Origin of the sequence: Nocardia sp. NPDC049220 (genome assembly GCF_040647855.1) — a bacterium.
Taxonomy (GTDB): domain Bacteria; phylum Actinomycetota; class Actinomycetes; order Mycobacteriales; family Mycobacteriaceae; genus Nocardia.
The window spans coordinates 92,581-119,363 of record NZ_JBEZDA010000011.1 but is presented as its reverse complement, the minus strand read 5'-3'; the positions used below and the strand labels follow the sequence as shown (position 1 = coordinate 119,363).

Genomic DNA, 26,783 nt, shown 5'->3' with positions numbered 1-26,783 from the left:
TCGCCACAAACCGTGACGATGTCAGTCCGGTCCGTCCCAGATAGCCTCTGGCCAACTGCGGACCTGCCACGTACAGTTCGCCCGCGACCCCTGCCGGGACCGGCCGCAACCGGTTGTCCAGCACAAACACCCGCGTACCCGCGAACGGCGAACCCATCGGGACAGTTCGGCCGGTGTCGGCCAGCGGGGAACTCAGCACAACGCACACAGTTGCCTCGGTCGGCCCGTACCCGTTCACCATCCGCCGGGCTGCTGACCATCGGCCGACCAACTCCGGAGTGCACGGCTCGCCTGCGGCAACGAGATTGGTAACCGACCGTAGTTCGGCGGGGTGCATCCCATCGAGCACACCGGGAGTGAGAACCGCGTGGGTCACTCGGCATCCGGTGATGAGGTCGGCGAGCTCAGCACCGACGATCCGGCTCTGCGCGGGCACCACGAGTGTGGCCCCGGATCCGAGAGCCAGTAGCAGTTCGAAGAACGCGGCGTCGAAGCTGGGGGAGGCGAACTGCAATACACGACTCGTGTCGTCGATGTCGAGCAGATCATGCTGGGCCGCTAGCAGATCAGCGACGCCGGTATGGGTGATGACGACGCCCTTGGGGATGCCCGTTGATCCCGAGGTGTAGATGACGTAGGCCGCGTGGAGCGGGCTCGACGGGCGCAGACGGTCGATATCGGTGATCGGGTCGCTGTGGCGCCCGCCCACGAGCGTCGCCGTATCAGCCGTGTCCAGGACGAGCACCGGAATGTCCGGCGGCACATCGATGGAATCCGGCCTCAACACCGATTCGGCCGTGCTGGACTTGGTCAGGATCAATCGCACGCCGGCGTCGCCGAGCATGAACTCGACCCGTTCACGTGGGTAGTCGGGATCGATGGGCAGATACGCTCCGCCCGCTTTCGATACGGCCATGATCGCCACGATCATTTCCATTGACCGCGGCAAGACGATTGCGACGATCGTTTCCGGTCCGACGCCGCGGTCGATCAGTACCCGCGCCAACCGATTGGCCTGGCGATCGAGTTCCGAGTAGGACAACGACCGACCACCGGAGGCCACTGCGGTGGCCTCCGGCACGCGAGCAACTTGACGGGCGAACAACTCCGCGATCGTCGACGGCAGCACCGGCCCAACACGGTCGCCGGTGTTGCTCCACTCCACCAGCAACCTATGCCGCTCCACGTCGTCGAGTAGATCGATCGACCGTATCCGAGCGCCCGGATCGGCCACTACAGCCTCGAGCACTCGCCGGAGACGAGAGATCAGCAACTTGACAGTGCGGGAGTCGAACAGATCGGTCCGAAATTCCACCACGCCATCCACTTCGGCAGCGCCCGCGCCGAAACCGCCGCGTTCGGTCATGCTGAAAACCAAATCCATTCGGACGGTGCCGGTATCGATGAACTCTGAGCGTCCTCGCAGATCAGGCCCCAGCCCTTCGGCCGACACGGGATCGACTTGGTCGGTGTTGTCCCAGGCGAGCATTACTTGGAATATCGGGTGGTGGGCCGTCGACCGCGTCGGATTGAGCGCCTCGACGAGTCGCTCGAACGGCATATCCTGATGAGCGTAGGCGTCCAGGCAGCGTTCTCGCACCTGAGTGAGAAGCTCCGCGAAAGTCGGATCACCGGAGACATCCGTCCGTAGCACAAGAGTGTTCACGAAGAACCCGACCGATTCGTCGAGTGCCTCGTCGGTGCGTCCGGCGACCGGCGAACCCATGACGATGTCGTCGCCGCCACCCATACGTGACAGCAGCACCGCCAACGCCGCGTTGACCACCATGAACGCGCTCGCCCCGTGGGCACGGGCTATTCTCTCCAACCCCGCACACAACTCACCGGACCATGAAAAACGTTCGGCTGCGCCACAATAGGAGACAACTGAGGGAAAGGGTCGATCAACGGGCAACATGATTCGTTCCGGGATTCCGGCCAAGGTGTGTTCCCAGTAACTCAGTTGTTCGGCGATCCGACTGTCCGGATCGGTTTGCTCGCCGAGTAGATCCTGTTGCCACAGCGTGTAATCCACGTACTGCACCGGCAGCGGCGCCCATTCCGGCTCTCGACCCGCCCGACGTGCCACGTACGCCTGACCGATGTCCCGCCACAGCGGTCGTATGGACCAACCATCAGCAGCGATGTGATGGACCACGACAACCAGCAGATGCCGGTCCACGTCCACGTCGAACAGCCACGCCCGCAACGGAATCTCGGACCGCAGATCGAAGGCGTAGTGCACCGCGTCGGCTACCGCCGGCTCCGCCGCGACGTCCGGCGAGAGCGTCAACCGCGGACAAGCATCCGCGGCCGGCAATACGTGCTGATGCGGGACACCGTCGCGCTGTGGGAATATCGTGCGCAGGCTTTCGTGCCTCCGCGCTACATCGACCAGCGCGGCCTGTAAGGCCGCCGTATCCACTACTCCGGTCAACCGGACAACCATCGGCATGTTGTAGGTCGCCGAAGGCCCTTCCAGCCGATGGAGGAACCAGAGTCTCCGCTGCGCGAACGACAACGGCACTTCCTTGGGGCGGTCTACGACGGTCAATACGGGACGCACTCGCACGCCATTGTCGAGTCGAGCCGCCAACTCGAATACGGTGGGTGTATCGAACAAGTCCCGCACACCCAACTCGATTCCCGATACCACGCGTACTCGATTGGCCAGTCTCGTCGCCGAGAGTGAATGCCCGCCCATATCGAAAAAACTGTCGTCGATCCCGACCCGTTCCACCCCTAACACCTCTGCGAACAATCCTGTCAGGATCTTTTCCCGCTCGGTGCGCGCCGCCCTATATATCCTGCTGGTGAATTCCGGGGCAGGCAACATGCGACGGTCCAACTTTCCATTAGAGGTCAGTGGGAACCGATCTACCGCAACGACCGCCGCGGGCAGCATATAGGCCGGCAAGCGGGATGACAGAAATGCTCTCAGAATGCCTGGCAACGCGGTGATTTCGCGGGAGCGTACGGGTCGGTTGGTGAGCTCGGCCGCGCCGAATTCGCCGGTCTTCTTCGGCGTGTACACACCGATCCATGATGCGGTCGTCATCCTCTCCGATCTGGCGAAGACGACATCGAACTGCTCCGCATTATTCGACCAGGTCATAACGGCCCGATAGTTTTGTTCGGCGGCCAAGCGGCTGAGTTCGGACGGGTCGACCCAATCTCGGTGCGGGGGTGCCGCGCCGAGGTCGGCGACCGCGGCGTCGAGCGACCCCCCGCTGCGTAACCTGCGCTCGGCCATGATTTCCGGAAACAAGCGACTGTTGGGAATGCCGTCCACGCGAAGCATCGGAGGCGCATCGGCGCGCAGTTGGTGGATGAGTTCGGCGATGCCACTCCCCGGGCGTCCCCAATCCAGTCGTGGTGCCTCGGCGAGTAGCTGCTGCGCCGCGCTCGGCTTGCTGCGAAGTAGCACATCGTATCGGTAGCGCGTCAGCTCATTGTGATGGGCGCCGTCCTTTAGTCGTATATCGGCGCCCGCGATGCCGACGGTGTCATTTGCGTAATTAACGAAGAAGTCCGGATCGATCATCAACTCCTGCGCTGTGGTCACGGCCCGTTCGGCGGCTGTCAGCGTCGCTGTCGGCGTCGTGTCCGGCCTGGCATGATGTAGTTCGACCGCGGTGTGGAAACAACTGGCCAGGCGCATGTTACGAACGTCGCCGATAAATATCACGCCGTCTTCCCTCAGCAATCGGGCAGCCGAGCGGAGTACGTCGACCAGATATTCCGCGTGCGGAAAGTACTGGACAACCGAATTGATGACCACTGCGTCGAAGTGGTTCTCCGGCAAACCGTTGATGTCATCCGCGGCTTGGCAACGTAAATTTACCTCGGCCGTCAAGTCGGGACGTTCCACGAGCTGGGATCGCAGGCGATCGATGACCGCCGGAGAAACGTCTGTGCCCCAGTAACTTTCACACATCGGCGCGACTCCGCTGAGTATCAGACCGGCGCCGACACCGATTTCCAGGATCCTTGCTGGCCCGAGTTCCAGGATCCTTTGTACGGTCGCGTCGCGCCACTCGCGCATCTCGTTCCGCGGAATCGGTTGATCGGTATAACTGCTGTTCCAGCCCGCGAAGTCGGTTCCGAGCACTGGAACGCCGGATGCGTTGTAGATATCGTCGTAAACTTGCCGCCACGCGTCGACATGCTCGACATCTTTGGTCTCGGCGGGTATTTCGTGTGCTGGCACGATGTAGCCGACCAGCCGTTTGTCTCCGGGGCGGTCCTCGCGTACCACGACCGCCGCACGCGCCACTGCGGGGTGGGCGATGAGCGCCGCTTCCACTTCGCCTGGCTCGATCCGGAATCCGCGAATCTTCACCTGGTCATCGACTCGTCCCACGAACTCCAACTGTCCGGTGCGGTTCCATCGGACGACGTCTCCGGTCCGGTACATCCGGTCGCCGTCGGCGATCGGATAGGGGTTCGCCACAAACCGTGACGATGTCAGTCCGGTCCGTCCCAGATAGCCTCTGGCCAACTGCGGACCTGCCACGTACAGTTCGCCCGCGACCCCTGCCTGGACCGGCCGCAACCGGTTGTCCAGCACAAACACCCGCGTATCTTCGAGCGGCGAACCGATCGGCACCGCAGCCTGACCAGTAGCCTGCGATACGGTGAAAGACGTGATCGCCACAGTTGTCTCGGTCGGACCGTAACCGTTGATGATGCGAACGTCGGGAATACTCGCCAGGGTTCTCGCTACGAGTGCCGCTGTCAGCGGCTCGCCGATGAAGACGACAGTTCTCGCATCGAGTTTCGCCGCATCGGGTTGCCCGATCAGCTCGCCGAATGCCGAGGGCGCTGCGCTGATGATATCGCCCGACCACGAGTTACGTTCGGCCAGGGTCAGAATATCGCGGACGATGTCGATGCTGCCGCCCGTGGTCAACGTGCAGAATACTTCGAACACAGACACGTCGAAGGTCAACGAGGTACTGGCAAGCATTCGTGATTCAGCGGGCATCGCTATCCGAGCCGACAATTCACGAATCGCCGTCGTCGCGCTGTTGTGCGTGACAACGACGCCCTTGGGTACGCCGGTGGATCCCGAGGTGTAAATGACATAGGCCGGGTTGAGTGGTCGCAGTGGGAACAGGCGGTCGCTGTCGATGACGGGCGCATCATGCTGCCCAGCCATCAGTCGGATCGTCTCGGCGCCGTCGACTGCGAGCACCGATACCGCGGTCGGCAGATCGATGACACTCGGGCGCATTACCGATTCGGCTGTCGTGTGATCAGTGAGGACCAGACGCGCGGCGGCATCGGTGAGCATGAACCCGATCCGATCCCGGGGATGACTGGGGTCGATCGGCAGATACGCCCCGCCTGCCTTGATCACCGCCAGAATCGCGACGATCATCTGCAATGATCGCGGCAGTAGCACCGCCACAATCGTTTCCGGGCCGACGCCTCGGTCGATCAGTATCCGTGCCAGCCGGTTGGACTGCTGATCGAGTTCCGCATACCGCAGCGAGCGATCTTCGAATATCGCTGCGACCGCGTTCGGTGTTCGATCCGCCTGACCGGCGAACAAATCCGCAACCGAACGCGACGCCATTCGAGCGTCGGTCCCGGTTCCCGACGTGTTCGGATCGGGGTGTTTCGAATCCGCTGTAGGCGGTGTCGATGATGGGTGGGGGACAACGAGCAGCATCGAGGCGATCAGGCCGATCAGCAAGATCGCGGCGGGCAGATAGGTCGACTGGCTCAACGCCGCGCTGAACGGAGGTTTCAAGAACTCGGGAACCTGCCAGGTACCACTGGCTGCCGAGGACGAGATTCCATGTGCTGACATCCGAACGGTGATCAACGCACCGATTGTCGCGCTGCCCAGGACCGCGCCGACCATCCGGGTGGTGTTGTAGACGCCAGCGCTGGCGCCGGCGTGGAGCACGGGCAGGTCGCGTGTAGCGGCGGCCGATAGCGGCGCCCAGATGCAAGTGGCCGCGAGTCCCATGACGACGCTCGAGAGCGCCACCTGCCGAATTGCGGTGTCCGGTGTCATGGCTGACGCCAGCCACGCCAACGAAGCGGCGAACAGAAGGAAACCGAGGCTCGGAATGGAACGCGGGTGCACGTGGTCGGCCAGTCTGCCGACGAACGGGCCCGCGATGCCGGTGACCACCGCCATCGGGGCGAAAACCAAAGCTGCTGCCATGGGCGACAAATCCCGGACTGCCTCCAGATAGAAGTACCCAGGCACCATCAAGGCGGTTTCCGCCGCACCTGCCGCGCACACCGCGACGTTGGCCGAAGCGAAATTTCGATAGCGGAACAACCTCAGTGGCACCAAAGGCTCGCCTTTACTGTGTGCCTGGTTCACGACGAACCCGGCCAGCACCGTGAGTCCCGCGCCGATGGATGCCCAGACGCCTGCCGACCAGTGGTAGGTGTTGCCTTGCTGAATGCCGAAGACCAACAACGTCATACCGACCGCACTGAGTGCCACACCAGGAAGGTCGAGCCGATGGGTGTGTGTCGGCAACGAGGGCACCAGCCAGATCGCCGAGGCGAGCGCCACGACCCCTATCGGAATGTTGACGAAAAATATCCACCGCCAGCTGATCTGGTCGACCAGTACGCCGCCGATGATCGGGCCGACCAGCATGGACAGCCCCGCGACCGAGGCCCACAGACCCGTCGCCGCGCCGCGCAAGTCCGGTGGGAAGGTTCGGGTGAGCACTGCCATCGTCTGCGGCGTCATCAACGCCGCGCCGATACCCTGCGCCGCGCGTGCGGCGATCAGCATTTCGATGGACTGCGACAGGCCGCACCACAACGAGGCGGCGGTGAAGACGGCCAGACCGACCAAATAGACACTCTTGGGCCCGAATTGATCGCCAAGCTGCCCGGCCAGCAACAGGGGCACCGTGTAGGTGAGCAGATAGGCACTCGTGACCCAGACCACGCCGGGCATGTCAGCATTCAGATCAGCTTGGATCGCCGGGGTGGCGACCGCAACGATCGTCATGTCCAACAGGATCATGAAGAAACCGACCAACAGCGCCCATAGCGCGGGAAACGGATTGTGTTCGACGGCCAAGGCTGTTCCTTAGTCTATTTCTTGGACTTGTCGATTCGGCGCCCTGGGCATCGTGTAGGTATTTCCGGGTGCGTCGTCGCCCCAGCGCTCCCCTCCGTGGTGGGCTGGGGCAACTCCAGTGCTGAGGCGTGCAACTCATCGTCATTGTCGCCGAGCCGCTCCAGTCGGCCCTTCAGCCACGGTATTCGGGCTTCCGGCGAATTCGGCGCGACCTCGGCGCGCGTACCCGCGACGCGATCGCCGCGCATGCTGTGCAGAACCGCAGGTGTACGGCGTTGCGCTCGCACGCGTCCAGTCTGCTCCCGCCCAATGTCAGTCCTCCCGTACGACACAGCGCAATCTGTCGACATGTCAACATAGGTGGTTCCAGAAGGATATGCCTTCACACCAGTTGATGACCTGATTGCACCACGCCTGGTCTGGCCTGTCAACGGACGTCAAGCGATAATGATTCGGAGGCATTCCAGTTGAGGGGAAGGCGGCCGGTGGACGAAACGGGCTCAACGTTGGCGTCGAGATTGACCCATCTGTTCGACGTCGTGCGCAGGCCGGACGGTCGCGAGTTCAGCAACGAGGAGGTCGCCACCGCGATCGCTCGCCATCAGGGGGTGAAGATGTCAGGCTCCTATGTCTGGTACTTGCGTACCGGTCAGCGAGACAATCCAACCTTTCGGCACCTGAGCGCGCTTGCTCGATTCTTCGGGGTTCCACCGGCGTACTTCTTCGACGATGAGACCAGTCGCGAGGTCGACGCCGAGTTGGGTCTGCTGGCCGCCATGCGGGACGCGGGCGTGCGCGATGTGGCGCTGCGGGCGGCGGGACTGTCTGCCGAGAGTCTGGCGGCGGTCACTGACGTGATCAACCGCTTCCGCCGCTTGGAGCGACTGCCCGCAGGCCCGTCCGGCGACCGGTAGCGCGCGAAGAACGTCGACTGTCATGCGGACTACGGATTTGCGGAAGCGCTGCGAAAGACGAATCGATGTGCTTGGGCTACCGGTTCGTTTCGGTATCGACGAGGTGTGCGATCGGCTGGCGAGTCATGTGGGCAGACGGATCGAACTCATCCCGATGGCCTTGCCGCCGGCCAGTCCACTCGGGTTGCTGATCACCGACGAGTATGGGCATTCCGTCATCTACGAGGAGTCCGCCAGTCCGATTCACCGCCAGCAGATCATCTTCCACGAATTCGCGCATCTGCTTCTCGGTCACCGGGGCCAGCCGATCGGCGATGATCGACGGCACTGCATGTTCGTGCACATCGCCCAGGAGATCCAGGGACAGGTGCTGGCCAGGTCCTGCGGATCGACCGAGCAGGAGACCGAGGCGGAGATGACGGCGACGTTGCTCCTGCGGCGCGCGCACCGGTCGAGCCAGCCGGTCACGATCGCCGCCGACCCGGCGATCGCCGACATAGTCCGCCGCTTGGATAACTCCCTGTGACCCCCGACCCGCTTCTGCTCATCTTGCTCACGGCGTTCGCTTGCGTCGCCGTCCTGGCCATCAAGACTCGCGACATCATGCGAGATCCGGGCAACGGGATGCACCGTGCGAGTGCGCTTTTCACTGCTGCGATCCTGGCGACCATGATGTTCTGGCTCGAATCCGATGCCATCGATCACCGCACCCGCATTCCGACAATCGGCATCCTGCTCAGTGACATCACGGCGATGCTCGCGGTGTGCGCGACCCAGATATGGTTTGTATACCTCACGACCCGGACCGAGATCGCGCGCCGCAGGTCGCAGCTGTGTCGTGCGGGATTCGTTGTCGTCGTCGTCGCGGTCGTCTCGCTGTTCGCCGCGTTCCCACCGGCGTCCGCGAATTCCGCCCGGTATCGGTATCTGTTCATCTGCTACGGCGGTGTCAGCGCTGTAGCTGCGGTCGTGTTCGGGTTCCGTTACGCCGTGCTCACTGCGAAGCCGTGGCTACGCATCGGATTCCGCGTCATTGCACTGGGCGGAATCGCCGTGATCGCACGCCTGGCCTTCCTCGGCTACGTGCTCGTCGCAGCCGATCTCGGCCACCCGGCCCTGCCGCTGTACACCACCGTCGACGGGCTGCTCACGGCAGCCGGATTGCTCATCGTCGTCGCAGGGATGGCGCTGCCCTCGGCCGGCGCGTTCGTCGAGTCGCTGCTTCATGCATACCGATGCCACCGCACCGAACGCCAACTCATCGCGCTGAGCCGCCATCTGACATCCGTCGCCGGTACGGCGAGCGCTGTGCCCCTCGCTATCGGCCGCGATTGGAATCCTGTACGGGACGCTGAATTTCGGCTTTGTCGCCGGGTCATCGACATTCGGGACGCGCAGTTGGCGTTGCGCGGGTATGCCGATCCACGGGCGCGGCAACTCGCCGTCGAACAGTCCGACGCGCTCGGCCTGCCGGACTGCGAGCGTGGCCCGATGATCGAGGCGGCCGTCATCGCGGCGGCGATGACGGCGAAGCAAGCGGGCGACCCGCCCCAGCACAACACGACGATGACCTTGTTCGTTGAATCCGGTGGCGCCGACACGCTGCTCGATGAAGCCAGATGGCTCGACCATGTCGGTCGCGCACTGCGATCGTTCGAGACTGTGCGCCCCGATACGGCGCGGTGACCGCTCAGCGCACTTTCACTGGCTGTCGGGTGATTGTGCGAGTGAATTCCGGCGCCGTTCATTGGCGAATCCGACGTCGTGTGGAGTCGCTGCGGTGTGATCGTGGTGGTGAAAATTGTCGTCCTTCCAGCAACTCGTCCACGCGCGCCAACCCGCCGATGTTTACCCCGGTCTGCTAATTGCTTAGCGTAAGTAACCTATGTATAGTTGCATACCGCAAGCAACTGATCTCGTGCGGGAAGTGGACATGGCAGTGTCATCCGATACGGCTCAGAGCCTGATCAAGGAGCTCTACGCCATGGGCCGGGTGATCCGCGCTGCCCTCTCTCACCTGGAAGAAGGGCACCTGCTTCCCGGCAATGTCGGCGTGCTGGGTTGCCTCGAGGCCAGGGGGCCGTGTCGGCAGGTCGATCTGGCCGTGGACTTGTGCATCAGCCCCTCGACACTGAGCAGGCATGTCGCCGAGTTGGTGAGTTCCGGCGACATTGCTCGCGATGCCGATCCCAGCGACGGCCGGGCCACCCTCATCCGAATCACCGACGAGGGACGCGATTTGCTGCGGCGCATCCGAGTGTCACGCGCGCAGGGATTGCGGGCCGTTCTCGCCGACTGGAGCGAGGACGAAGCCGAGCAGGCCGCCATGGTTGTTCAGAAGCTCAGGAATTCACTCGCCGCAGCCGTGCAGCGCACCGCGGTGGCCGAGCGCCAGCCAGTTTCGACAGAGAGTCGGGAAGTAGATGTCTAGTTCAGTCGAGGCGGGGGCGCGCCACGTCCCGTACCCGATGACCCACCGCGAAATCCTCGAAGCGATGGTCGGGTTGCTGGCAGGGTTGTTCACGGCACTGCTCAGCACGACCATCGTCTCCGCCGCGCTGCCCACCATCATCGGCGCGCTGGAGGGATCGCAGACCGCGTACGCGTGGGTCATCACCGCGGCGCTGCTGGCCAATGCCGCGTCCACCCCGATCTGGGGCAAATTGTCCGATCTGTTCAACAAGAAGCTGCTGGTCCAGTCGGCCCTCGTCATCTTCGTTGTCGGCTCGATCATCGCCGGCCTCGCGGGCACTGTGGCTGTGCTGCTGGCCGCGCGGGTCATCCAGGGCATCGGCATGGGCGGGTTGACCGCGTTGGCCCAGGCGATCATCGGTTCCATCGTCGCGCCGCGCGAACGCGGACGCTACTCCGGCTATATGGGCGCTGTGATGGCGGTTTCGATGTCTGGCGGACCTATCCTCGGCGGCGTCATCGTCGACAGCTCGCTGGGCTGGCGTTGGTGTTTCTTCGTGTGTGTGCCCCTGGCCGTGATCGCGCTGGCGCTGTTGCAGCGGACCTTGACGCTGCCCACCGAGCGCGAGGACGGGGTGTCGATCGACTGGCTCGGCGCTGCCCTGCTGACCGGCGGTGCGTCGGTACTGCTCGTCTGGGTGTCGTTCGCCGGGAAGGCGGGCTACTACGCATGGTTCTCCCGAGAATCGGCTCTGTACGTCGCCACCGGTGTGTTGCTGCTACTCGCGACCGTGTGGGTCGAGTCCCGAGCCGAGTCGCCGATCATTCCGCTGCCGATCGTTACCGAACGCACCACCGGTCTGGCGATCATCGCCTCGGTCGCGGTCGGAATCGGCATGTTCGGCGCGATCAACTTCCTGGCCCAATATTTCCAGACAGCGCGCGGGTACTCGCCGACCCAGGCGGGCGTACTGACCATCCCGCTGGTCGCGGGCATGCTCGTCGCGTCGACCGGCTCCGGACAGTTGATCACCCGGTTCGGGAAGTGGAAGGGGTTCGTCGTCGCCGGTGGTGTGCTGTTGGTGGTCGGGTTCGGGCTGCTCTCGACGATCGATCACGCCACGAACCTGTGGCTGGTCGGTACATACATCACCATCGTCGGGCTCGGCGTCGGCCTGATGATGCAGAATCTCGTTCTGGCCGTGCAGAACACCGTGAGCGTGCACAATATCGGCGCCGCGTCCAGCAGCGTCGCCTTCTTCCGCACATTCGGCGGCGCGATCGGTGTCTCGGTGCTCGGTTCGGTGCTGGCTACCCGAGTGAGCGAGTTGTCGGCAGCGGGTTTCGCCCGAGTCGGCATAACGACCAGGTCCTCCGGCGGCGGCAACCTGAACCTCGATGCTTTGCCGACACCGATAGCCACGATCGTGCGTGCCGCCTACGGTGATGCGACCGGCCGGATCTTCCTCATCGCCGCGGTGGCGACGACCTTCGCCCTCATTGCGACCACGCTGCTGCCCAACCGTCCGCTGCGCCGCACGATCGACACCGATTCGGGCCTCGACCCGACCACGAAAAAGTCTCCCTGGCAGGACAATCCGGCCACCGAGGACGACATGTCGGCATTGGATGCCGAACTGGCCGCACTCACGGAGTCGAACTGGAAAGAAAACCAACTCCGGAAAGGCGCCGAGCGGGTGTTGTCCGAGCCTGAGCCGGTGCCGGCCGCGGTAGTCGGGCGACATGCGTCGGTAGCACAGAACGGCCATTGTGTGGACAGGGTCGATGCGTCGTCGCTGACCGGTCTTTCGACAAACGGGTTGTCCGGGTCGGGCTTCGACGGGTGGGTGTTGCGTGGTCGTGTCCACCGTCCGGATGGTCGTCCGGTGCCGGGTGCAATGGTGACGTTGATCGATCAGGGCGGCCGCCAGGTTGCGCGGGCGAGCAGTGCGCCTGATGGTGGTTATGCGATCAGCGCGCCGGCGGTCGGTGGCTATGTGTTGATCGCGTCGGCCATGGCGCACCAGCCGGCTGCGGTCACCGTGTCGGTCGGTCAGCGGCCGCAGCGGCTGGATCTGATCTTGGTGGGTTCCGGTGAGCTGTCGGGTGTGGTGCGTACCGCCGGCGCCGGCGTGCCGTTGTCGGGTGCGACCGTCACGGTGACCGATGGGCGTGGTGAGGTGGTCGGGACGGCTGTCACAGGCGACGACGGCACCTACGTGTGTCACGGTGTGGTGTCGGGTGTCTACACCTTGGTCGCGGTCGCTGAGCGTATGCGTCCCAGTGCGACCACATTGACAGTGCCGGACAGTGGTGTGTCGCGTCATGACGTCGAGTTGGCGGCGATGGCGGCGCTTGCCGGGTCCGCGCGGGTCGACGGCGGCCGGGCGGTGCCGGATGTGCTGGTCAGTGTTTTCGACGCGGCGGGTGAGATCATCGCGATAACCCGCACCGACGCGAATGGCTGCTACGTCGTGACCGATCTGCCCGAAGGGCAGTACACCGTGATTGCTCGTGGATATCCGCCGGTCACCGGACAGGTCACTGTGTCCGGTGGCGAGGTTGCCTACGATGTGCAACTCGGTTACGGGCTCGGCGATCGAGTGGGTTGACCGGTGGTGTTTGCACCGCGGCCGGGCGGCCGGTGCCGGATGCGGTGTTGACGGTGACGGGCATCAGCAAGCGGTCGGTGCGACCGCCGAGTTAGAAGTGGTGAATTCCAATCTGACCGCGCCTATCCCGTTGCGCGGCAGCACGATTGCCGTTCCATGCTCACGCCGCCACGTTCGCGGTACCGCGACCAGGTTCTCGCCCGCCGTCATGACCAGGACGAGTCCGTCGTAGCGGTAGTGGTACGCGGCGGCCGCGTCGGTACACGCAATCCTGCGGACCCCGGGAACATTCAGGTCGAGTGCCTTTTCCGTATACACGTTGAGGCCGGCGGCCCTCGGCAAGGTCACGTTCTCGAACTCGATGGCGCGTCCGTGACCGACAGCGAGCGAGTAGTCCGTTGCCCCCCAGAAGAAGCTGCCGCCCACGAGAAGGAAGATCAAACCCCACTCGAACGGCGCTGTCGAGTGCGCCGGAGTTGCCGATTCGGTCGAGAGTTTCCGGCGGCGCGTGACGACGACGCTCCACGTCAACAACAGTCCGATGATCACGCAGGACGGCGCCACACCCAGCGCCTGGTTCATCGGCGTCTCGAACCGCAAGCGGGACAGTCCGTTGATCAATAACAACACACCCACGATCGCCGCACCAGGAAGGATCCACTTCGGCCAGCGGCCTTGCCGAAGTCGTCTCGGTAACGCGACCCAGCCCCACATCACCGCGAGGGTGACCGCCGCACACGCCGCGAGCGGAACGAACAAACCGTCCGCGCTGCGCATGACATAGTCGGTGGTGGTGAGTCCGAGCACTGCCGAGTCCACGCCGAAATACCCGCAGAACCCGCGCGCATGGAAGAACCCCCAATAGAACAGCAGCCCTGCCAACAGCGTCGCTGGCGCTACGAATTGTCCGACGACCTGTGCCATCTGCGGAAGGCCCGCGAACACCGATCCGCGGTCCTCGCCCTGGGCGTCAGCCATTGCTGGTCGCCGTCGCCGCCGCGGGCGGTGCGGTCGTCGTCACGGTAGATGCGGGCGCCTTCGACGTCGTTGTGATTTCCCGGGATGTGGATGTCGCGGTTGTGGTCGGCGCCTCAACGCTTCGGCACCTCTTCGTATAGACGGATAGCGTCTCGCCGGAGTTGATTGTTTTCGCCGACTGGCCGGTCGACGGAGGGACGGGATAGATCCCGACGAACGAGACGGTTCCCTCGGCGGTCGGGTGTGCCAGACTTCCACACGACGGTGTCGGTTGTGTCAGGTCCTCCTTCGTCACGACCGTGACGCAGTCCGCTGAAAGGTTGACAGCTGCGCAGTTCGCCGCGAACCGAGCCCGCATCTCGTCCACGACGTCGGTGGCGGGCTGGCCGGGATTGAATTCGTAGGAGCCGAGGTCGATCGGGATTCCTCTCGCGCGCGCGCCGCCTCTACTTCCACCGGGGTTGCCGGGGACGCCGGATTCGCCCCTATTGTCGGGGCCACGCCCCCCATCGCTGCCGGATTCGGCCGGGGTGGTGGGCGTGGGTTCGATTTCGCCGATCGTGTTGCTCTGTTGTGTGCTGCTACTGAAGGTGGACTGTGCGCCAGACGAATTCCCGTCTGCACAACCCGCAACTGCCGTCAGAGTCGCGGCGAGAATCAAAACCAGTGCCGAACTTCGCATTTCGGAGACCCCCGCTGAATGTCATCGCCCCGCCCCGGGCGGCCGGACGAGTGCTTCGACTGACTTGGATCAGTCAGCGAATTCCTATTCTTCGCCCATGACGCGGTCCGTGCGAGGGTATTGGCCGAACCGGCCGAGGCCCCCATACCGAGCCATTCCGAGTAGCGGTGTCGTGGTGGTCAGGCGGTGCAGCCGTGTCCGATGTGAAACAGCACGAATGCGATAGCTCTGCGCCGCAACGATTTCGCGACCGACCAGAACGCGGTCGTGCGCGCGGGAGTCGCCACAACCGGCGCCACCGTCGAACGCGACATCGAAGCAGCACCCCGAGCAGCCACCCGCGATATAGGTAATGGCCGTCGAAATATCCTGTACCGAAATGGCTTCGGACCCTCGCACACGGAAGAACTCGCGCTCAGCCCCTGCGGGCGCTCAGCTCGGATGACCCACCGGAGCGACGTGTCCGCTTTGATGGCGAGCAGCAACGGCCCGCCGTACGCCGGCCGTCACCACGCGCACCCACTAAATGGCACAACGCTCGCCGAGCGCAGTGTGATGGCTGTCGCCCAAGTTTTGACGGCCGCCATGTGACTGCGTTCGAACAGAAACTTTTCGGGGGTGCGCAACGTGAGGAAGTGGCCGGCAGTCGGAGCGGGTGTCGTGATCTGGGGTGTTTGGTGGGGGCGGTCGGTGATTGGGTCTTCTGGCTCGTCGGCGTTGCGCGGGGCAGTCCGTGCTCGTAGGGAGGCAGAGCGCGTCGCGGGCGACGTCCCAAATATGGATCAGCTGCCCTGATATTGGTGGGTTATGACTACACCGGATGATTTCGAATTCGAGGCCGTCTACCAAGGCAAAGACGGTCCGTTCGGACCTGGCGTGAAACCGCCCTGGAGTATCGGGGAACCCCAGCCGGAACTCGCTGTGCTGATCGAGCAGGGCAAATTCCATGGCGATGTCCTCGATGTCGGGTGCGGCGAGGGGGCGATTTCGCTGGATCTGGCCGAGCGGGGTTTCACCACCGTGGGACTGGATCTGTCGCCGACCGCGATCGAGTTGGCCGGTGCCGAGGCCGCCCGGCGCGGGCTGTCCAACGCCGCCTTCGAGGTCGCGGACATCAGCTCGTTCACGGGCTATGACGGCCGCTTCGGCACCATTGTCGACAGCACGCTGTTCCATTCGATCCCGGTCGCGTCGCGGGCGGGCTATCAGCAGTCGATCGTGCGCGCCGCCGCGCCGGGCGCGTCGTATTTCGCGCTGGTGTTCGACCGGGCCGCCTTGCCCGTCGTTCCCGAACAAGGGCCGCCGGCGCCGGTCACCGCCGACGAGCTTCGTGCGGTGGTGTCGAAGTACTGGGTGATCGATGAGATCAGGCCGGCGCGAATTCATGGCAATCTTCCGGTGGGCGACTATGGGATGCCCGGAGAACCAAGTATTCGGTTCGAGGGAATACGCGACGAGCCCAGCGGCCGTAAGTCGGTTCCGGCTTGGCTGCTGTCGGCCCATCTGGGCTGATTTCTCCACGCGGCGAAATTCGGCGGGTGCATCGTCAGCCCGGGCAGGAGACAGCGAAGTGCCCGGGTTCCCGATCGTTGTCGTGCCCTGCGGTTCACCAGACGCATCGCGAGAAAGCGCCCGGTCGGGGATGCTGGCTACGCCGTGGCGTCCAATGCGAGACCTTCGCACTTTGATCCACTCGAGCGCTCGGGGGATTGCGATCAGCGTGCGGAGATTCATGCCGTTGTCCCTTTCGGACACATGGTTTTGCTTCGTGCACCCCGATATCAGTGTCTTTCGATGGTTCGCACACGTATCAGCGGGGGAACACGATGAGCGCCACGGTTTGTCGAATCCTCGGTGGTCGAACCGTGGATCGCCAACCGGTTCTCTCTGACCATCCAGGGCGCGGGCCGGTCCGGTGGCGGTAGCGCCGGCGTCGCCCTCGGCACAGGCCCGGAGGCACGTCGCATTCCATCGCGTCGGGCCTGCTCACCGGAGCCGCGGCGATCAACACCCTCAACGGCAACCCGGTCACCGCATTGCTCTTCGGGAACAAACGTAGTCCCTGGGACCCCAACGCGAGCCCGCGAAATCGTGCTGAGAAGTCGGGGTGGAAAGCCAATGCGGAGGTGAAGGAGAAGGGCTGGCAAGTCAATTACATGCGAACTCGGGAAAACGTCATGGCAACCGCCAGGTCGGCCGTCAAGGAGCACGGCGGTCACACCCATCGCAGCGCCGCCGCGGCTGTGGACCGCGTCGTCAATCGCGGCGGATCCCTCGGCGACGTCGCCTCCGCGATGATCGACGCCGGGTACACCGATCACGACATGATCGTCGATGCGATGCGATGCGATGCGATGCGATGCGATGCGATGCGATGCGATGCGATGCGATGCGATGCGATGCATGCCTACGACTATCGGCAGAATTTCGCTCCAGCGAGAGGGGGCGGTCGGTACGGCAGCTGCTCGCCCCGCAGCTGGACCGTCAGGTCCAGCTGCGGGGCGAGCACGTCGGCGGCGCGATCGGCGGGCGGTCTCGCGGTTCGATGTATGCGCTCTGCCGCTCGGACATGCGCTACCCGGTACCGCTCGAGGCAACCGAGTGGATCTACTCGGCCTGGTGAACCGCTGGTCGATGGTGAAGGTCTCGCGTGGGTTCGGAATCGTGACCGGTGCGTTCATCGGCGGCGGCGAGTCGCGCGCGACGGGTCTTGGGGCCGAACACGGCGAGCACGATCGCGCCCACCAGCCACGTGCCCGCGATGAAGAGGAAGACGCTCTGATAGCCGGACCTGTTGTACAAGGCCGCGACGATCAAGGGACCCGCGGCGTTCGACAGCCGACCTACGCCGTAGGAGATGCTGGTGCCCAGTGAACGGCTGCGGGTATCGAAAAGCTCGGGGGAGTAGGCGTACCCCAGAGCGGTGTAACCGCGCTCGAACAGGTTCACGAGGAAGCCGAAGACAACGATCAAGAGTGGATTGAAGGTCAGTCCGTAGAAAAGTCCGCACAGCGCGATGATCGTGCCGAAGGCCACCAGGCACCACTTGCGCTCGAACCGGTCGGTGACGATCGAGGCCAGGTAGGAGCCCAGCGGTGCACCGACGGTCGTGAGCGCCACGTAGAAAACGGACTTCTCGACACTGAAGCCTTCTTTGGCCAGCAGGGTAGGTGCCCAGCTCGAATAACCGAAGAAGCCGATGGTCTGGGTCACCCACAGCACCGTGAGCAGCAGGGTCGGTAGCAGGTATCGCTTCTGGAGCAACATGCGCAGCGGAGCTTTGGTGGGCTCGGCCTCGCGGACGGGTGGCGCGGGTTCGGGAAGCGGCCCCTTCTCTGTCGCGACCAGGGATTCGATCTCGTGCAGCACCGCATCCGCGGCGAGGTAATCGCCCCTGCTCTCGTACCAGCGCGGCGACTCCTTGATGTGCCGCGCGAAGAGCACGAACACAATTCCGAGCGAACCCCAGAGGAAGACCAGCCGCCACGACCAATCCGTCAACGGGACGACCGCGCTGGCGATGAGGTTGGTGGCCGGAGTGCCGCAGATACCGACGACGATGGCGTAGGCCTGGTACTTGCCGCGGACGGCGGCCGGATACAACTCGTTGACGTAGATGACCGCGACGACGGTCATCGCGGACAGCCCCGCCGAGGTGAGAATTCGGAAAACGCCGAGCGACACGATGTCCCAGGAGAAGGTCGCCGCGAAGGAGAAGATTCCGAAGAACAGCGTGGTCTGGATCAATGCTCGCTTGCGGCCCCACCGGTCGGCGATGCCGCCGGCGATGATCGAGCCGAAGAACATGCCGACGAAAGACAGCGAGGTGACGTAGGCCACCTGGTTGACCGTGACCCCCCACACGTGGATGAGTTTGGGTGCGGTGGTCGCGAAACTGTTGATGTCCGCGAACTCGAAGAAATAGGCGAACGAGACGGCCAGCAGGGTGATCTTGTGGAACCGAGAGATCGGCAGTCGGTCCAGCCGATTCACCGCATTGGAGTGCTGCATGGAATGGCCCTTGTCGAAGAGAAGAAGAGAAGTGGAAGAGGTGGATCAGTAGGCTTCGCCGGGCCAATACAGCCGCATCGGATTGGCGACGAGCAGCTTGTGCTGCTGTTCGGTGGTGACGGCCACGTGTGGCACATAGTCGACCAGAAGCCCGTCGTCGGGCATGTGGTCGGTGAGGTTGGGGTGCGGCCAGTCGGTACCCCACAGCACCAGGTCCGGGAATTCTTCGACGACTCGGCGAGCGAAGGGCGCGACATCGGTATAAGCGTTCCGCTGGCCGTCCAGGGCCGCCGGTCCGGTGACGCTGAGTCGTTCGGGGCAGCTCACTTTCACCCACACGTCGTTGTGTTCGACGAAACGTAGGAAGCGGCCGAACTGTGGGCCGTCGACCGGTTCGGTGACGTCCGGCCGCCCCATGTGGTCCACGACCACCGGGGTGGGCAGCGTACCGAAGAAATCTTCCAGTTCCGGCAGGTCGGCGCCTTCGAAGTAGAGGACGATGTGCCAGCCCAACGGCGCGATCCGAGCGGCGATGGCCGCCAGATCGTCCTTCGGTGCGGTGTCGGCCAGACGTCGCAGGAAGGTGAAGCGCACTCCCCGCACTCCCGCCGCGTCGAGCGCGCGCAGCTCGGCATCGGTGATGTCCGGACGGACCGTGGCGATTCCCCGTGCCGTACCCCCGGATGCGTCGACGGCGTCCAGCATGGCGCTGTTGTCCGCGCCGTGGCACGTGGCCTGCACGATGACGCTGCGGCTGATGCCCAGGTGGTCGTGCAGCGCGAAGAGTTGGTCCTTGCTCGCGTCGCAAGGTGTGTACTTCCGCTCCGGGGCGAACGGGAACTCCGCCTGGGGCCCGAATACGTGGCAATGAGCGTCGACAGCACCCGGCGGCAACTCGAACAGGGGACGGGACGGGTTCGGATACCAGTCCAGCCATCCTGGCGTTTTAGGCGCCAGTCGGTCGGCGGCGGTCGCGCCGCGGCTCACGGGAAGTGAGGACAACTTTGTCCCTTTCGTCCAGGGGTGTGCGTCACAGTAAATCCGACGCTACATTGACCGAGAGATGGCGCACAATAGTTTCAGCAAAATTGTTAACAATCGAGCCTGAGGTGCGCCGAAGTTACTGGGTTCGATCCGCTTGCCGCCCGCGCCGAAAGCGTCGCGCCCGCGCATCTGCTGGCTGGCGAAATCATGCCAAGGGCTCGATAAATGCGCCCTGTCCCAGGTCGACAGCGCCGGCGCTCAGATTGTCGGGTGCGCGCATGTGTTGGGATGCGGTCATCCCGCCGGCGCCGGCCGGGCGCCGGATGTGACGCCATCGTCGATCTCGGTGCTGAACGTGATCAGTAGCCGGGACGTCGCTGACGTCGGAAGTGGACTCGCCTGGCCATCTGAAGGTCGGCCCCGTCGGGCGAGCGAATGGTCAGGCGACCAGGTGACATGTACGGTCTCCGTACCGAGCCGGTTGTTTCAGAGGCGGGGAAAAGCCCTGCCGGCAAAGAGTTTTCGAGCGGTGCGCACTACACCAGCAGTACGCACGTGCGGCGGGGTGGACGTGGCGTCCAGGTCGATATCGACCAGCAGGTGTCCCGACGGATGCTCGACATCCACGCGCGACAGGCCGTCCGGCCAGTCCGCCGTGAGGTCGTGACCCACCGTGCCCGGTGTCATCATGGCGGTCACCGCGCTGATCGCGGCGAACACGCCGATCGAGGTGTGTGGCCGGACCGGGATGAACGAACGGGTGCACACCTGGCCGCCGTCGCGTGCCTGCGCGACGAGCACCGTCTTGGGCACTGACGATTCCGACACGTCACCGAGGCCCATCAACTGCGCGGCCTTGCGGCGTACGCTGTCGACGCGCTCCAGTAGCGCGGCGTCGCCGGCCAGGTCCGTATGCGTTTCGTAGCCGGTGAGACCGAACGAGCGCGCCTGCGCGACCACGACCGGCATACCGTTGTCGACGCAGGTGATCTCCACGCCGTCGATGCTGTCGCTGAGCCGTCCGGTCGGGTACAGCCCCGACGTGGCCGACCCGGCGGTGTTCTCGAACGACAACAGCACTCCGGCGGCGGTACCGGGTACCCCATCGATGCCGATGTCACCCTCGTACACCGGTCGCCCCGCGCGCACCGGAAAAGTCGCGGCGGCGATACCGCCGGAGTTGACCATGTGGATGCGCACCTGGCACGTGTCACCGGTGGCGGTCAGCAGTCCGGTCTCGACCGCGAACTGTCCCACCGCGGCGAGGATGTTTCCGCAGTTCTGCTTCTCCGACACGGTCGGCTCGTCGACACCGAGCTGCAAGAACAGGTAATCGATATCGATCCCGGGTAGCGCCGACGGTGACACCACGGCGACTTTGCTGGTCAGCGAGGTCGCGCCGCCCAGTCCATCGATCTGGCGCGGATCCGGGGTGCCCATGATTCGTAGCAGCAGATCATCGCGGGTCGCGCTGTCGGACGGCAGATCCTCGGCGAGAAAGAACGCGCCCTTGGACGTTCCGCCTCGCATCCACACACACCGAACGCCCGCCGTGCCGAACGACTCCACCACCGCGGCCGCTGCGTCGTCCGCCGCGGTGCGTGTGCTTCGCTCAGTCATTACTGCTGCCCTCGGCGGAGTAGTCCGCGTAGGAGGCGTAGCGGATACCGAACTCGTCGAGCCGTCCGCGCAGTCCGTACCGGTCCAGACCCAACTCGCCGTCGCGAAACGCCTGCCTGGTCGCCTCTTCCTTGGCGGTGCGCGCGGCCGAAAGTTCCAGCACCGCGGGCACATCGGTGCGCGGAACCCGCACGACGCCATCGTCGTCGGCGACGATCACGTCACCGGGCCGGATCAACTGGCCCTCGACGACAACCGGCACATTGACTGCCCCGGCCGTAGCCTTCACCGAACCCTGAGCGCTGACCGCCGTCGACCAAGCGGGGAACCCCATTTCCCGCAGTTCGGCAACATCCCGCACGCCACACCCCAGGACGACGCCCCGGACGCCGCGCTGCTGCAACGCGGTGGCGAACAGTTCACCGAACAGGCCGTCGGTGGACGGCGAGTTCGTCACCACCACCAGCACATCGCCTTCGCGGCATTGTTCGACCGCGACGTGGATCATCAGATTGTCGCCCGGCCAACACAGCACGGTGACCGCGGTGCCGCCGATTCGTGCGCCTGGCCACGCGGGCCGCAGGCGGGGGCCGAGGTACCCGATTCGTCCGGCTGCCTCGTGCACCGTGGCGACACCATAGTCGCCGAGTCGTGCGGCGTCCGCGAGCGAGGCGCGGGGAGGATCGGTTATGACAACGGATTTCATCTACGTTCTCCTGACTCTGCGATGGCGCGCAGGGCATCTGGGCCGGCGGTGGTGATCCGCGGGGCGTCGCCGACACCGGCGACCGACGATGCGCTGGCCGTCATCGTCGCGCCGCGCCACTCCGCGTGCTCATCCGTGCCGGTGGTCAACCGCACCACGGGGCGGGCGGCCGTGGCGGTCATGACAACCGGTCGGTCACGTGTGGGTAGTGGCGTACGAATGCCTCGGCCTTGGTGTCGTGCTGCAGCCCGAGGTTCGGCCCGGCGTTGCGCTTCAACTGCACCCCACGACGAGCGGCGAGGTCCTCGTAGTACGCCCACATGTGCGGCTGCGCACCGAGACAGTGCATCGCCTTGCGCTTGGATTCGAACACCTCGGTGATGTCCAGCAGCACATCCGGGCGGAATTCCGACATCTCCGACTGGTGTGGTTCGAAGCTGAACACCGGCGGGGCGCCGAGCGGGTCGCCCGGCGCGTTGTAGCCGACCGCCTGGGCGAGGATGCGTGCCTGCATTGCCATGCGAGCAGCGGCCGGGTGGTCGCCGTTATAGGGATCGACCAGCGTATGAGTGAGTACGACTGTGGGCGCGGTCTCGCGGTAGACGTGTACCAGCTGGTCGACGAGTTCCGGTGATTCGAGCAGCGGGTAATCACCGGCGTCCAGGAAGCGGATGTCTGCGCCGAGCGCCGTCGCGGCCTGTTCGGCCTCGTCGCGGCGCAGCGCCTTGATCTCGTCGAGCTTCTTGCCCTCGCGCCATGCCTTCGCCGACTCGCCGCGCTCACCGAAGCTGAGGCACACCACGGTGGCCCGCTCTCCGCGCGACGCGGCCAGTGCGATCGCGCCACCGGCGCGCCATACGAAATCACCCGCATGGGCACTGACCACCACAAGCGATTCTGACGTGTACTCGGGCATTGCCTCACCTCACATGCTCACAGTCGCACCGCCACGTCGCGGTTCGAGGACGTGCGTGGCACGCCCACACCGACGGTAAGACTCTGCATGCAGAATTGTCAACAATTTCGTCGACAAGTAATCGCCGGGCCGGGCGACGACTCAGTCGGATTCGCTCAGCGCGACGATCACGCTGTCGAGGTGTGCACGCATGGCCCGCTCCGCGGCGACGGGATCCCGCGCGATCACCGCTTCCGCCACTGCGAGGTGTTCACCCAACGAGACCTGCGGGCGTCCCGGTCGCAGCGACAACTGGAACTGATGTCGCACGATCTGGGCGTTGAGCTTGTCGATCAGATCGGCCGCGGTCAGCTGCCCGGCGATATCGGCAAGCGCCGCGTGCAGCTCATGGTTGAGGCTCGAATACTTCATCGGCTCGCCGTCGCGCACCGCCGCGGTGAGCTGGTCGGCGTAGCGGCGCAGTCGCTCGGCATCGGCCGGGCCGACACGCTCGGCCGCCTTGGCTGCGATGAGTCCCTCCAACACTTTGCGGCATTCCAGGATCTCGATCGCCTGCTGCCGCGAGACCGTGCGCACCCGGGCGCCCCGATTGTGGATCCGCTCGAGCAGCCCCTCGGCGACCAGTTCGTCGATCGCGGCCCGCACACTCCCTCGTGTGACGCCGAACTGCTCGACCAATTCCGCCTCGACCAGCCGCTGGCCCGGCGCGACGTCGCCATGGCGGACGGCGCGGCGAAGTTGTTCCACCGCAATGGCTTTGCCCTGCGTTCCACGTTCGAGTTCGTGATTCTCCGACACTGACACCGTCCTGGCGATAGGTGTGACAACCATATTGTCCGAAATTATGCCAAAAGTATTGGCAACAATTCATCCTGACTTTGGGTCGAACAGACGCACCGCTCGGCACGCAGACGCGTGCGGTCGCGCGACGTCGAGTCCGGCCCGAACGCCGTGACCTCGAACAGACCGGGACGTCCAGGTCCATCTGAACCGGGAGCCGACGCTCCGGCATAAGCTCGGCCGGCTCACGCTGTGGCTCGCTTCGGACGTGGCGACGGCACGCCGGTCGTGCCCCTCGGCCCCGGGGGGTTGCTGGCTGTTCCACGCTACGGGTGCGTTGGGTCTGCTGTGTGATAGCTGTCGGGAGGCTCGGCGACTAAGCTCGGCGAATATGATGGCCTCACGCCGAGAGCGCGCTGGGGATCCGACGGTTGCCACAAATGGTTTCGTTGGTCGTGGTCCGGAGCTGGACAAGATCAGCGCGCTGCTGGTGGGCTCGGCCCGGCTGATCACCTTGGTCGGCCCGGGCGGCATCGGGAAAACGCGGTTGGCGACCGAGGCGCTGGGGCGCTTCGGTCGGGCGAGGCGTGCGCCGGTGTTCTGGGTGCGACTGGCGCGACTGGCCAAAGGCGCCGACGCGGTGGCGATCGAAGAAGAGGCCGCGGCCTCGGTGGTCGAGGCCGACTTCTCGGGACGTTCGGGCTGGGACGCGTTGGTCGATACCCTGACCAGGACCGACGGCGCGGGGCGAAACCTACAGACGGTGCTGGTGATGGACAATTGCGAGCATGTCCTCGCCGATACCGGCGGCCTGATCACGGAGTTGCTCGAGGCAGTGCCGGGATTGACCATCTTGGCCACCAGTCGCGAAGCGATCGGGTGGGTCGACGAACACGTGGTAGTTGTTCCCCCGCTGACCCGGCAGCAGGCGGTGACCCTGTTTCGCCAACGCGCCGAACTCACCGGTCACCCCATCGTGGAGCCGGACGAGGTGGCGATGGCCGGCCTGATCTGCCGTCGGGTGGACAACCATCCACTGTATATCCGGCTGGCGGCAGCGCGGTTGTTGCGGCAGCCGCTGGCGATGATCGTCCGAGAATTGAGTGGCGAGGCGACCGATAAACGGTTGCGGTGGTCACACGGGCCGCGGGTGGGCGCCGAGCCACGACATCAGGGAGTTCGTGACGTGATCGCGTGGTCCTACGACCTGTGCTCGGACAAGGAGCAACTGCTGCTGGACCGGATGTCGGTTTTCGCTGCCGGGTATGACACCAATCCCGAAGACGACACCAGTTCGGTCATGGATGTCGGCGCCGATCTGGAAGCCATCGAAAAGGTCTGCGGCGACGATCCGGCATCGGACCAGGGCGGGCAACCCTCGCGTCAGGGGATGAGCGCGGTGGGTATCGCGGCCGAGGAAGTCGAGGGCCTACTCGAGCGTCTGGTCGAGCAGTCGCTGGTGACCGTGCACATCACGCCGACTACCGTGCGGTACTCGCTGCTGGAGAGTATTCGCCTGTTCAGCCGGCAACGGCTCGAAGAACGATCCACCGGCGAGGTCGACGAACCAGCGCGCCTCGCACAGCGGCACCGCCGCTACTATCGCGACAAAATCGTTCATGCCCAACGCCATTGGTTCAGCCCCGCCGAGCAGGATCTGCTGGACTGGGCGCGCGTGGCGTGGGACAACATCGTGACCGCGATCGAGACCAGCCTCACTTCGGGCGAACCGACTCTCGGCTTGGAAATCTCCGCGGGTCTGATCGCCCTGCCGATCGTCAAAGGCTCACCTCGAGAAATGCGTCGCTGGATCGAACGCACATTGCAAGCCACCCGCGCACTGCCCGTGCAGCCCGTCAAACTCCAAATAAGAGCCATGGCCTTGATCGGGTGGCTCGCCCTGATCCAGGGCAGACGTGAGGACGCCGAACAGATTCTCGAGGCCTGCGTGATCGCTTGTATCGATGACCCGCAGACCCGGCAGAATTGGCGGCAGGCCCCGGAAGCCGACATCGGCCTACCCGCTCTGTTCGAATTCGTATGGGGAGTGGAGCTGATGATGGCCCACCGCGATCCGAGGGCTATCACGGTGTTGGCACGAGCTCGGGAAAAGTTCCGTTCCCTCGGTGATCGCGGTGGCGAGGCGATCAGCGCGCACTTCGAGGCATGGACCGCAAGCTTTCTGGGGTCAGCGCAGCAGGCGCTGCGGATCACGCGACGCAACCTTGATTACGCGAGCGCGTCCGGGGAGGGGTGGGCGAAATCCTGGACCGAAATCGCCTGGGCGCTGGCGCTGACCAAACATGGTGACGCCACCGAGGCATTGACTGTCGGACGCACTGCCTTGGCGCACCAGGTAGCTGTGCACGACCACTGGGGCGCGGTGTGGACCGTGCACATTCGGATGTGGACGCTGGCGCAGATCATCACCGACTTGATCGCGGCAGACAGCGCCGACCGGGCTGAACTCCGGAAGCTGGCCACCGAGACCGCGCAACTCGTCGGAGGGGCCGCGGGATTGCGCGCGGAGTTGGGTGTCGACATCGAGGAGCTGAGCCCGCTCGCCGATGAAACGAACAAGGCCATCGACGTCGCTCGCCAAGTGCTGGGACCCGCCGAGTTCGCTGCCGCGGAGAAGCAGGGCTCCCTGTTGCGTTCGGAACTGCACGAGGTGCAGCGCTTGGCGCTCGGGACACTCTCCATCGAGAAAATGCCGATGGACCATCCCGCCCGGCAAAATACTCCCTCGAACTGGGGCGAGCTGTCGACAGCCGAGCAGCAGGTGGCGACGCTGGCCGCGGCGGGGTGGACTAACACCGAGATCGCGGCTCGCCGTGGAAACTCAGGGAGAACCGTCGACGCGCAGATGGCCGCGATCTTCCAGAAACTGACCATCGCCTCACGCGAAGACATCATCAGATTCGTTCCCGAAGACCAGATCAGCGAGGTTAGGACCGAGGCAGCCAGGCGGCCACGCCGGCCCGGCGAACAACCGCGCAGGCCGCGGCAAGGCCAACAGCTCGGGCAGCAACGATTGTGACGGTCCGGTAGCAGCCGGACGTTCACGACGCCGACTCCCGCATCGAAACGCACACCAGCGAC

General features: G+C 64.6%; 17 protein-coding genes and 1 pseudogene. 8 read left to right on the top strand and 10 right to left on the bottom strand.

The window, feature by feature from the left end:
* Nucleotides 1–7,066, bottom strand: a 7,066-nt coding sequence (locus AB0C34_RS22505; RefSeq protein ID WP_357076205.1) for an amino acid adenylation domain-containing protein, incomplete at its 3' end; no start/stop codon positions are given.
* A gap of 14 nt (nt 7,067–7,080) precedes the next feature.
* Nucleotides 7,081–7,353 (bottom strand): hypothetical protein, encoded by a 273-nt coding sequence (locus tag AB0C34_RS22500; protein WP_357076202.1) that lies wholly within the window; start codon nt 7,351–7,353, stop codon nt 7,081–7,083.
* 198 nt (nt 7,354–7,551) lie between these two features.
* Between AB0C34_RS22500 and AB0C34_RS22495 the strand changes: the two genes are divergently transcribed.
* The 6 genes and pseudogenes from AB0C34_RS22495 to AB0C34_RS22470 all read left to right on the top strand — a co-directional run bounded on the left by AB0C34_RS22495 (nt 7,552) and on the right by AB0C34_RS22470 (nt 13,004).
* Complete coding sequence (locus AB0C34_RS22495) at nt 7,552–7,980, top strand: helix-turn-helix domain-containing protein (protein WP_357076199.1); 429 nt, start codon at nt 7,552–7,554, stop codon at nt 7,978–7,980.
* A gap of 22 nt (nt 7,981–8,002) precedes the next feature.
* Nucleotides 8,003–8,506: a hypothetical protein gene (locus AB0C34_RS22490; protein ID WP_357076195.1), complete on the top strand. Its 504-nt coding sequence runs from the start codon at nt 8,003–8,005 to the stop codon at nt 8,504–8,506.
* A complete protein-coding gene (locus AB0C34_RS22485) occupies nt 8,503–9,666 on the top strand; it encodes an MAB_1171c family putative transporter (protein WP_357076192.1) in 1,164 nt (387 codons plus the stop codon). Before AB0C34_RS22490 ends, AB0C34_RS22485 begins: the two co-directional genes overlap by 4 nt.
* 247 nt (nt 9,667–9,913) lie before the next feature.
* Complete coding sequence (locus AB0C34_RS22480) at nt 9,914–10,411, top strand: MarR family transcriptional regulator (RefSeq protein WP_357076189.1); 498 nt, start codon at nt 9,914–9,916, stop codon at nt 10,409–10,411.
* A 37-nt stretch (nt 10,412–10,448) separates the two neighbouring features.
* A pseudogene (locus tag AB0C34_RS22475) lies at nt 10,449–11,939 on the top strand (MFS transporter); the annotation flags it as partial.
* 69 nt (nt 11,940–12,008) lie between these two features.
* Nucleotides 12,009–13,004 (top strand): carboxypeptidase-like regulatory domain-containing protein, encoded by a 996-nt coding sequence (locus AB0C34_RS22470; protein ID WP_357076379.1) that lies wholly within the window; start codon nt 12,009–12,011, stop codon nt 13,002–13,004.
* Between the two features lie 63 nt (nt 13,005–13,067).
* On the opposite strand, the gene AB0C34_RS22465 is transcribed toward AB0C34_RS22470, so the two are convergent.
* Entirely contained in the window at nt 13,068–13,982 is a 915-nt protein-coding gene (locus tag AB0C34_RS22465; protein WP_357076186.1) for a hypothetical protein, read from the bottom strand.
* Between the two features lie 1,489 nt (nt 13,983–15,471).
* Between AB0C34_RS22465 and AB0C34_RS22460 the strand changes: the two genes are divergently transcribed.
* The gene (locus AB0C34_RS22460) at nt 15,472–16,176 is read left to right on the top strand and encodes a class I SAM-dependent methyltransferase (RefSeq protein ID WP_357076183.1); all 705 of its coding nucleotides are present in this window, start codon (nt 15,472–15,474) and stop codon (nt 16,174–16,176) included.
* Between the two features lie 1,095 nt (nt 16,177–17,271).
* Here AB0C34_RS22460 and AB0C34_RS22455 read toward each other — a convergent pair.
* From AB0C34_RS22455 to AB0C34_RS22425, 7 genes are all read right to left on the bottom strand, one after another.
* Nucleotides 17,272–18,675 carry an MFS transporter gene (locus AB0C34_RS22455; protein ID WP_357076180.1) on the bottom strand — a complete coding sequence of 468 codons (1,404 nt, stop codon included), beginning with the start codon at nt 18,673–18,675 and terminating at the stop codon, nt 17,272–17,274.
* A 45-nt stretch (nt 18,676–18,720) separates the two neighbouring features.
* Nucleotides 18,721–19,677, bottom strand: a complete 957-nt coding sequence (locus AB0C34_RS22450; protein WP_357076177.1) for an amidohydrolase family protein — start codon at nt 19,675–19,677, stop codon at nt 18,721–18,723.
* Nucleotides 19,678–20,145: 468 nt separating this feature from the next.
* Complete coding sequence (locus AB0C34_RS22445) at nt 20,146–21,279, bottom strand: 4-oxalomesaconate tautomerase (protein WP_357076174.1); 1,134 nt, start codon at nt 21,277–21,279, stop codon at nt 20,146–20,148.
* On the bottom strand, nt 21,272–21,985 hold the full coding sequence (locus tag AB0C34_RS22440) for a 4-carboxy-4-hydroxy-2-oxoadipate aldolase/oxaloacetate decarboxylase (protein ID WP_357076171.1): 714 nt from the start codon (nt 21,983–21,985) through the stop codon (nt 21,272–21,274). Before AB0C34_RS22440 ends, AB0C34_RS22445 begins: the two co-directional genes overlap by 8 nt.
* Nucleotides 21,982–22,167 (bottom strand): hypothetical protein, encoded by a 186-nt coding sequence (locus tag AB0C34_RS22435; protein ID WP_357076168.1) that lies wholly within the window; start codon nt 22,165–22,167, stop codon nt 21,982–21,984. Before AB0C34_RS22435 ends, AB0C34_RS22440 begins: the two co-directional genes overlap by 4 nt.
* The gene (locus tag AB0C34_RS22430) at nt 22,164–22,901 is read right to left on the bottom strand and encodes a PIG-L deacetylase family protein (protein ID WP_357076165.1); all 738 of its coding nucleotides are present in this window, start codon (nt 22,899–22,901) and stop codon (nt 22,164–22,166) included. Before AB0C34_RS22430 ends, AB0C34_RS22435 begins: the two co-directional genes overlap by 4 nt.
* A 141-nt stretch (nt 22,902–23,042) precedes the next feature.
* Complete coding sequence (locus AB0C34_RS22425; RefSeq protein ID WP_357076162.1) at nt 23,043–23,699, bottom strand: GntR family transcriptional regulator; 657 nt, start codon at nt 23,697–23,699, stop codon at nt 23,043–23,045.
* A 373-nt stretch (nt 23,700–24,072) separates the two neighbouring features.
* On the opposite strand from AB0C34_RS22425, the gene AB0C34_RS22420 reads away from it, so the two are divergent.
* Nucleotides 24,073–26,721, top strand: coding sequence for a LuxR C-terminal-related transcriptional regulator (locus AB0C34_RS22420; protein ID WP_357076159.1), 2,649 nt, complete (start codon nt 24,073–24,075; stop codon nt 26,719–26,721).
* Nucleotides 26,722–26,783 lie beyond the last annotated feature (62 nt).

Coding starts and splice junctions, on each gene's coding strand:
- AB0C34_RS22490 (WP_357076195.1), top strand. CDS start 8,003: ATGCGGACTACGGATTTGCGGAAGCGCTGCGAAAGACGAATCGATGTG.
- AB0C34_RS22480 (WP_357076189.1), top strand. CDS start 9,914: ATGGCAGTGTCATCCGATACGGCTCAGAGCCTGATCAAGGAGCTCTAC.
- AB0C34_RS22470 (WP_357076379.1), top strand. CDS start 12,009: ATGTCGGCATTGGATGCCGAACTGGCCGCACTCACGGAGTCGAACTGG.
- AB0C34_RS22465 (WP_357076186.1), bottom strand. CDS start 13,982: ATGGCTGACGCCCAGGGCGAGGACCGCGGATCGGTGTTCGCGGGCCTT.
- AB0C34_RS22460 (WP_357076183.1), top strand. CDS start 15,472: ATGACTACACCGGATGATTTCGAATTCGAGGCCGTCTACCAAGGCAAA.
- AB0C34_RS22455 (WP_357076180.1), bottom strand. CDS start 18,675: ATGCAGCACTCCAATGCGGTGAATCGGCTGGACCGACTGCCGATCTCT.
- AB0C34_RS22445 (WP_357076174.1), bottom strand. CDS start 21,279: ATGACTGAGCGAAGCACACGCACCGCGGCGGACGACGCAGCGGCCGCG.
- AB0C34_RS22440 (WP_357076171.1), bottom strand. CDS start 21,985: ATGAAATCCGTTGTCATAACCGATCCTCCCCGCGCCTCGCTCGCGGAC.
- AB0C34_RS22435 (WP_357076168.1), bottom strand. CDS start 22,167: ATGACCGCCACGGCCGCCCGCCCCGTGGTGCGGTTGACCACCGGCACG.
- AB0C34_RS22430 (WP_357076165.1), bottom strand. CDS start 22,901: ATGCCCGAGTACACGTCAGAATCGCTTGTGGTGGTCAGTGCCCATGCG.
- AB0C34_RS22420 (WP_357076159.1), top strand. CDS start 24,073: ATGATGGCCTCACGCCGAGAGCGCGCTGGGGATCCGACGGTTGCCACA.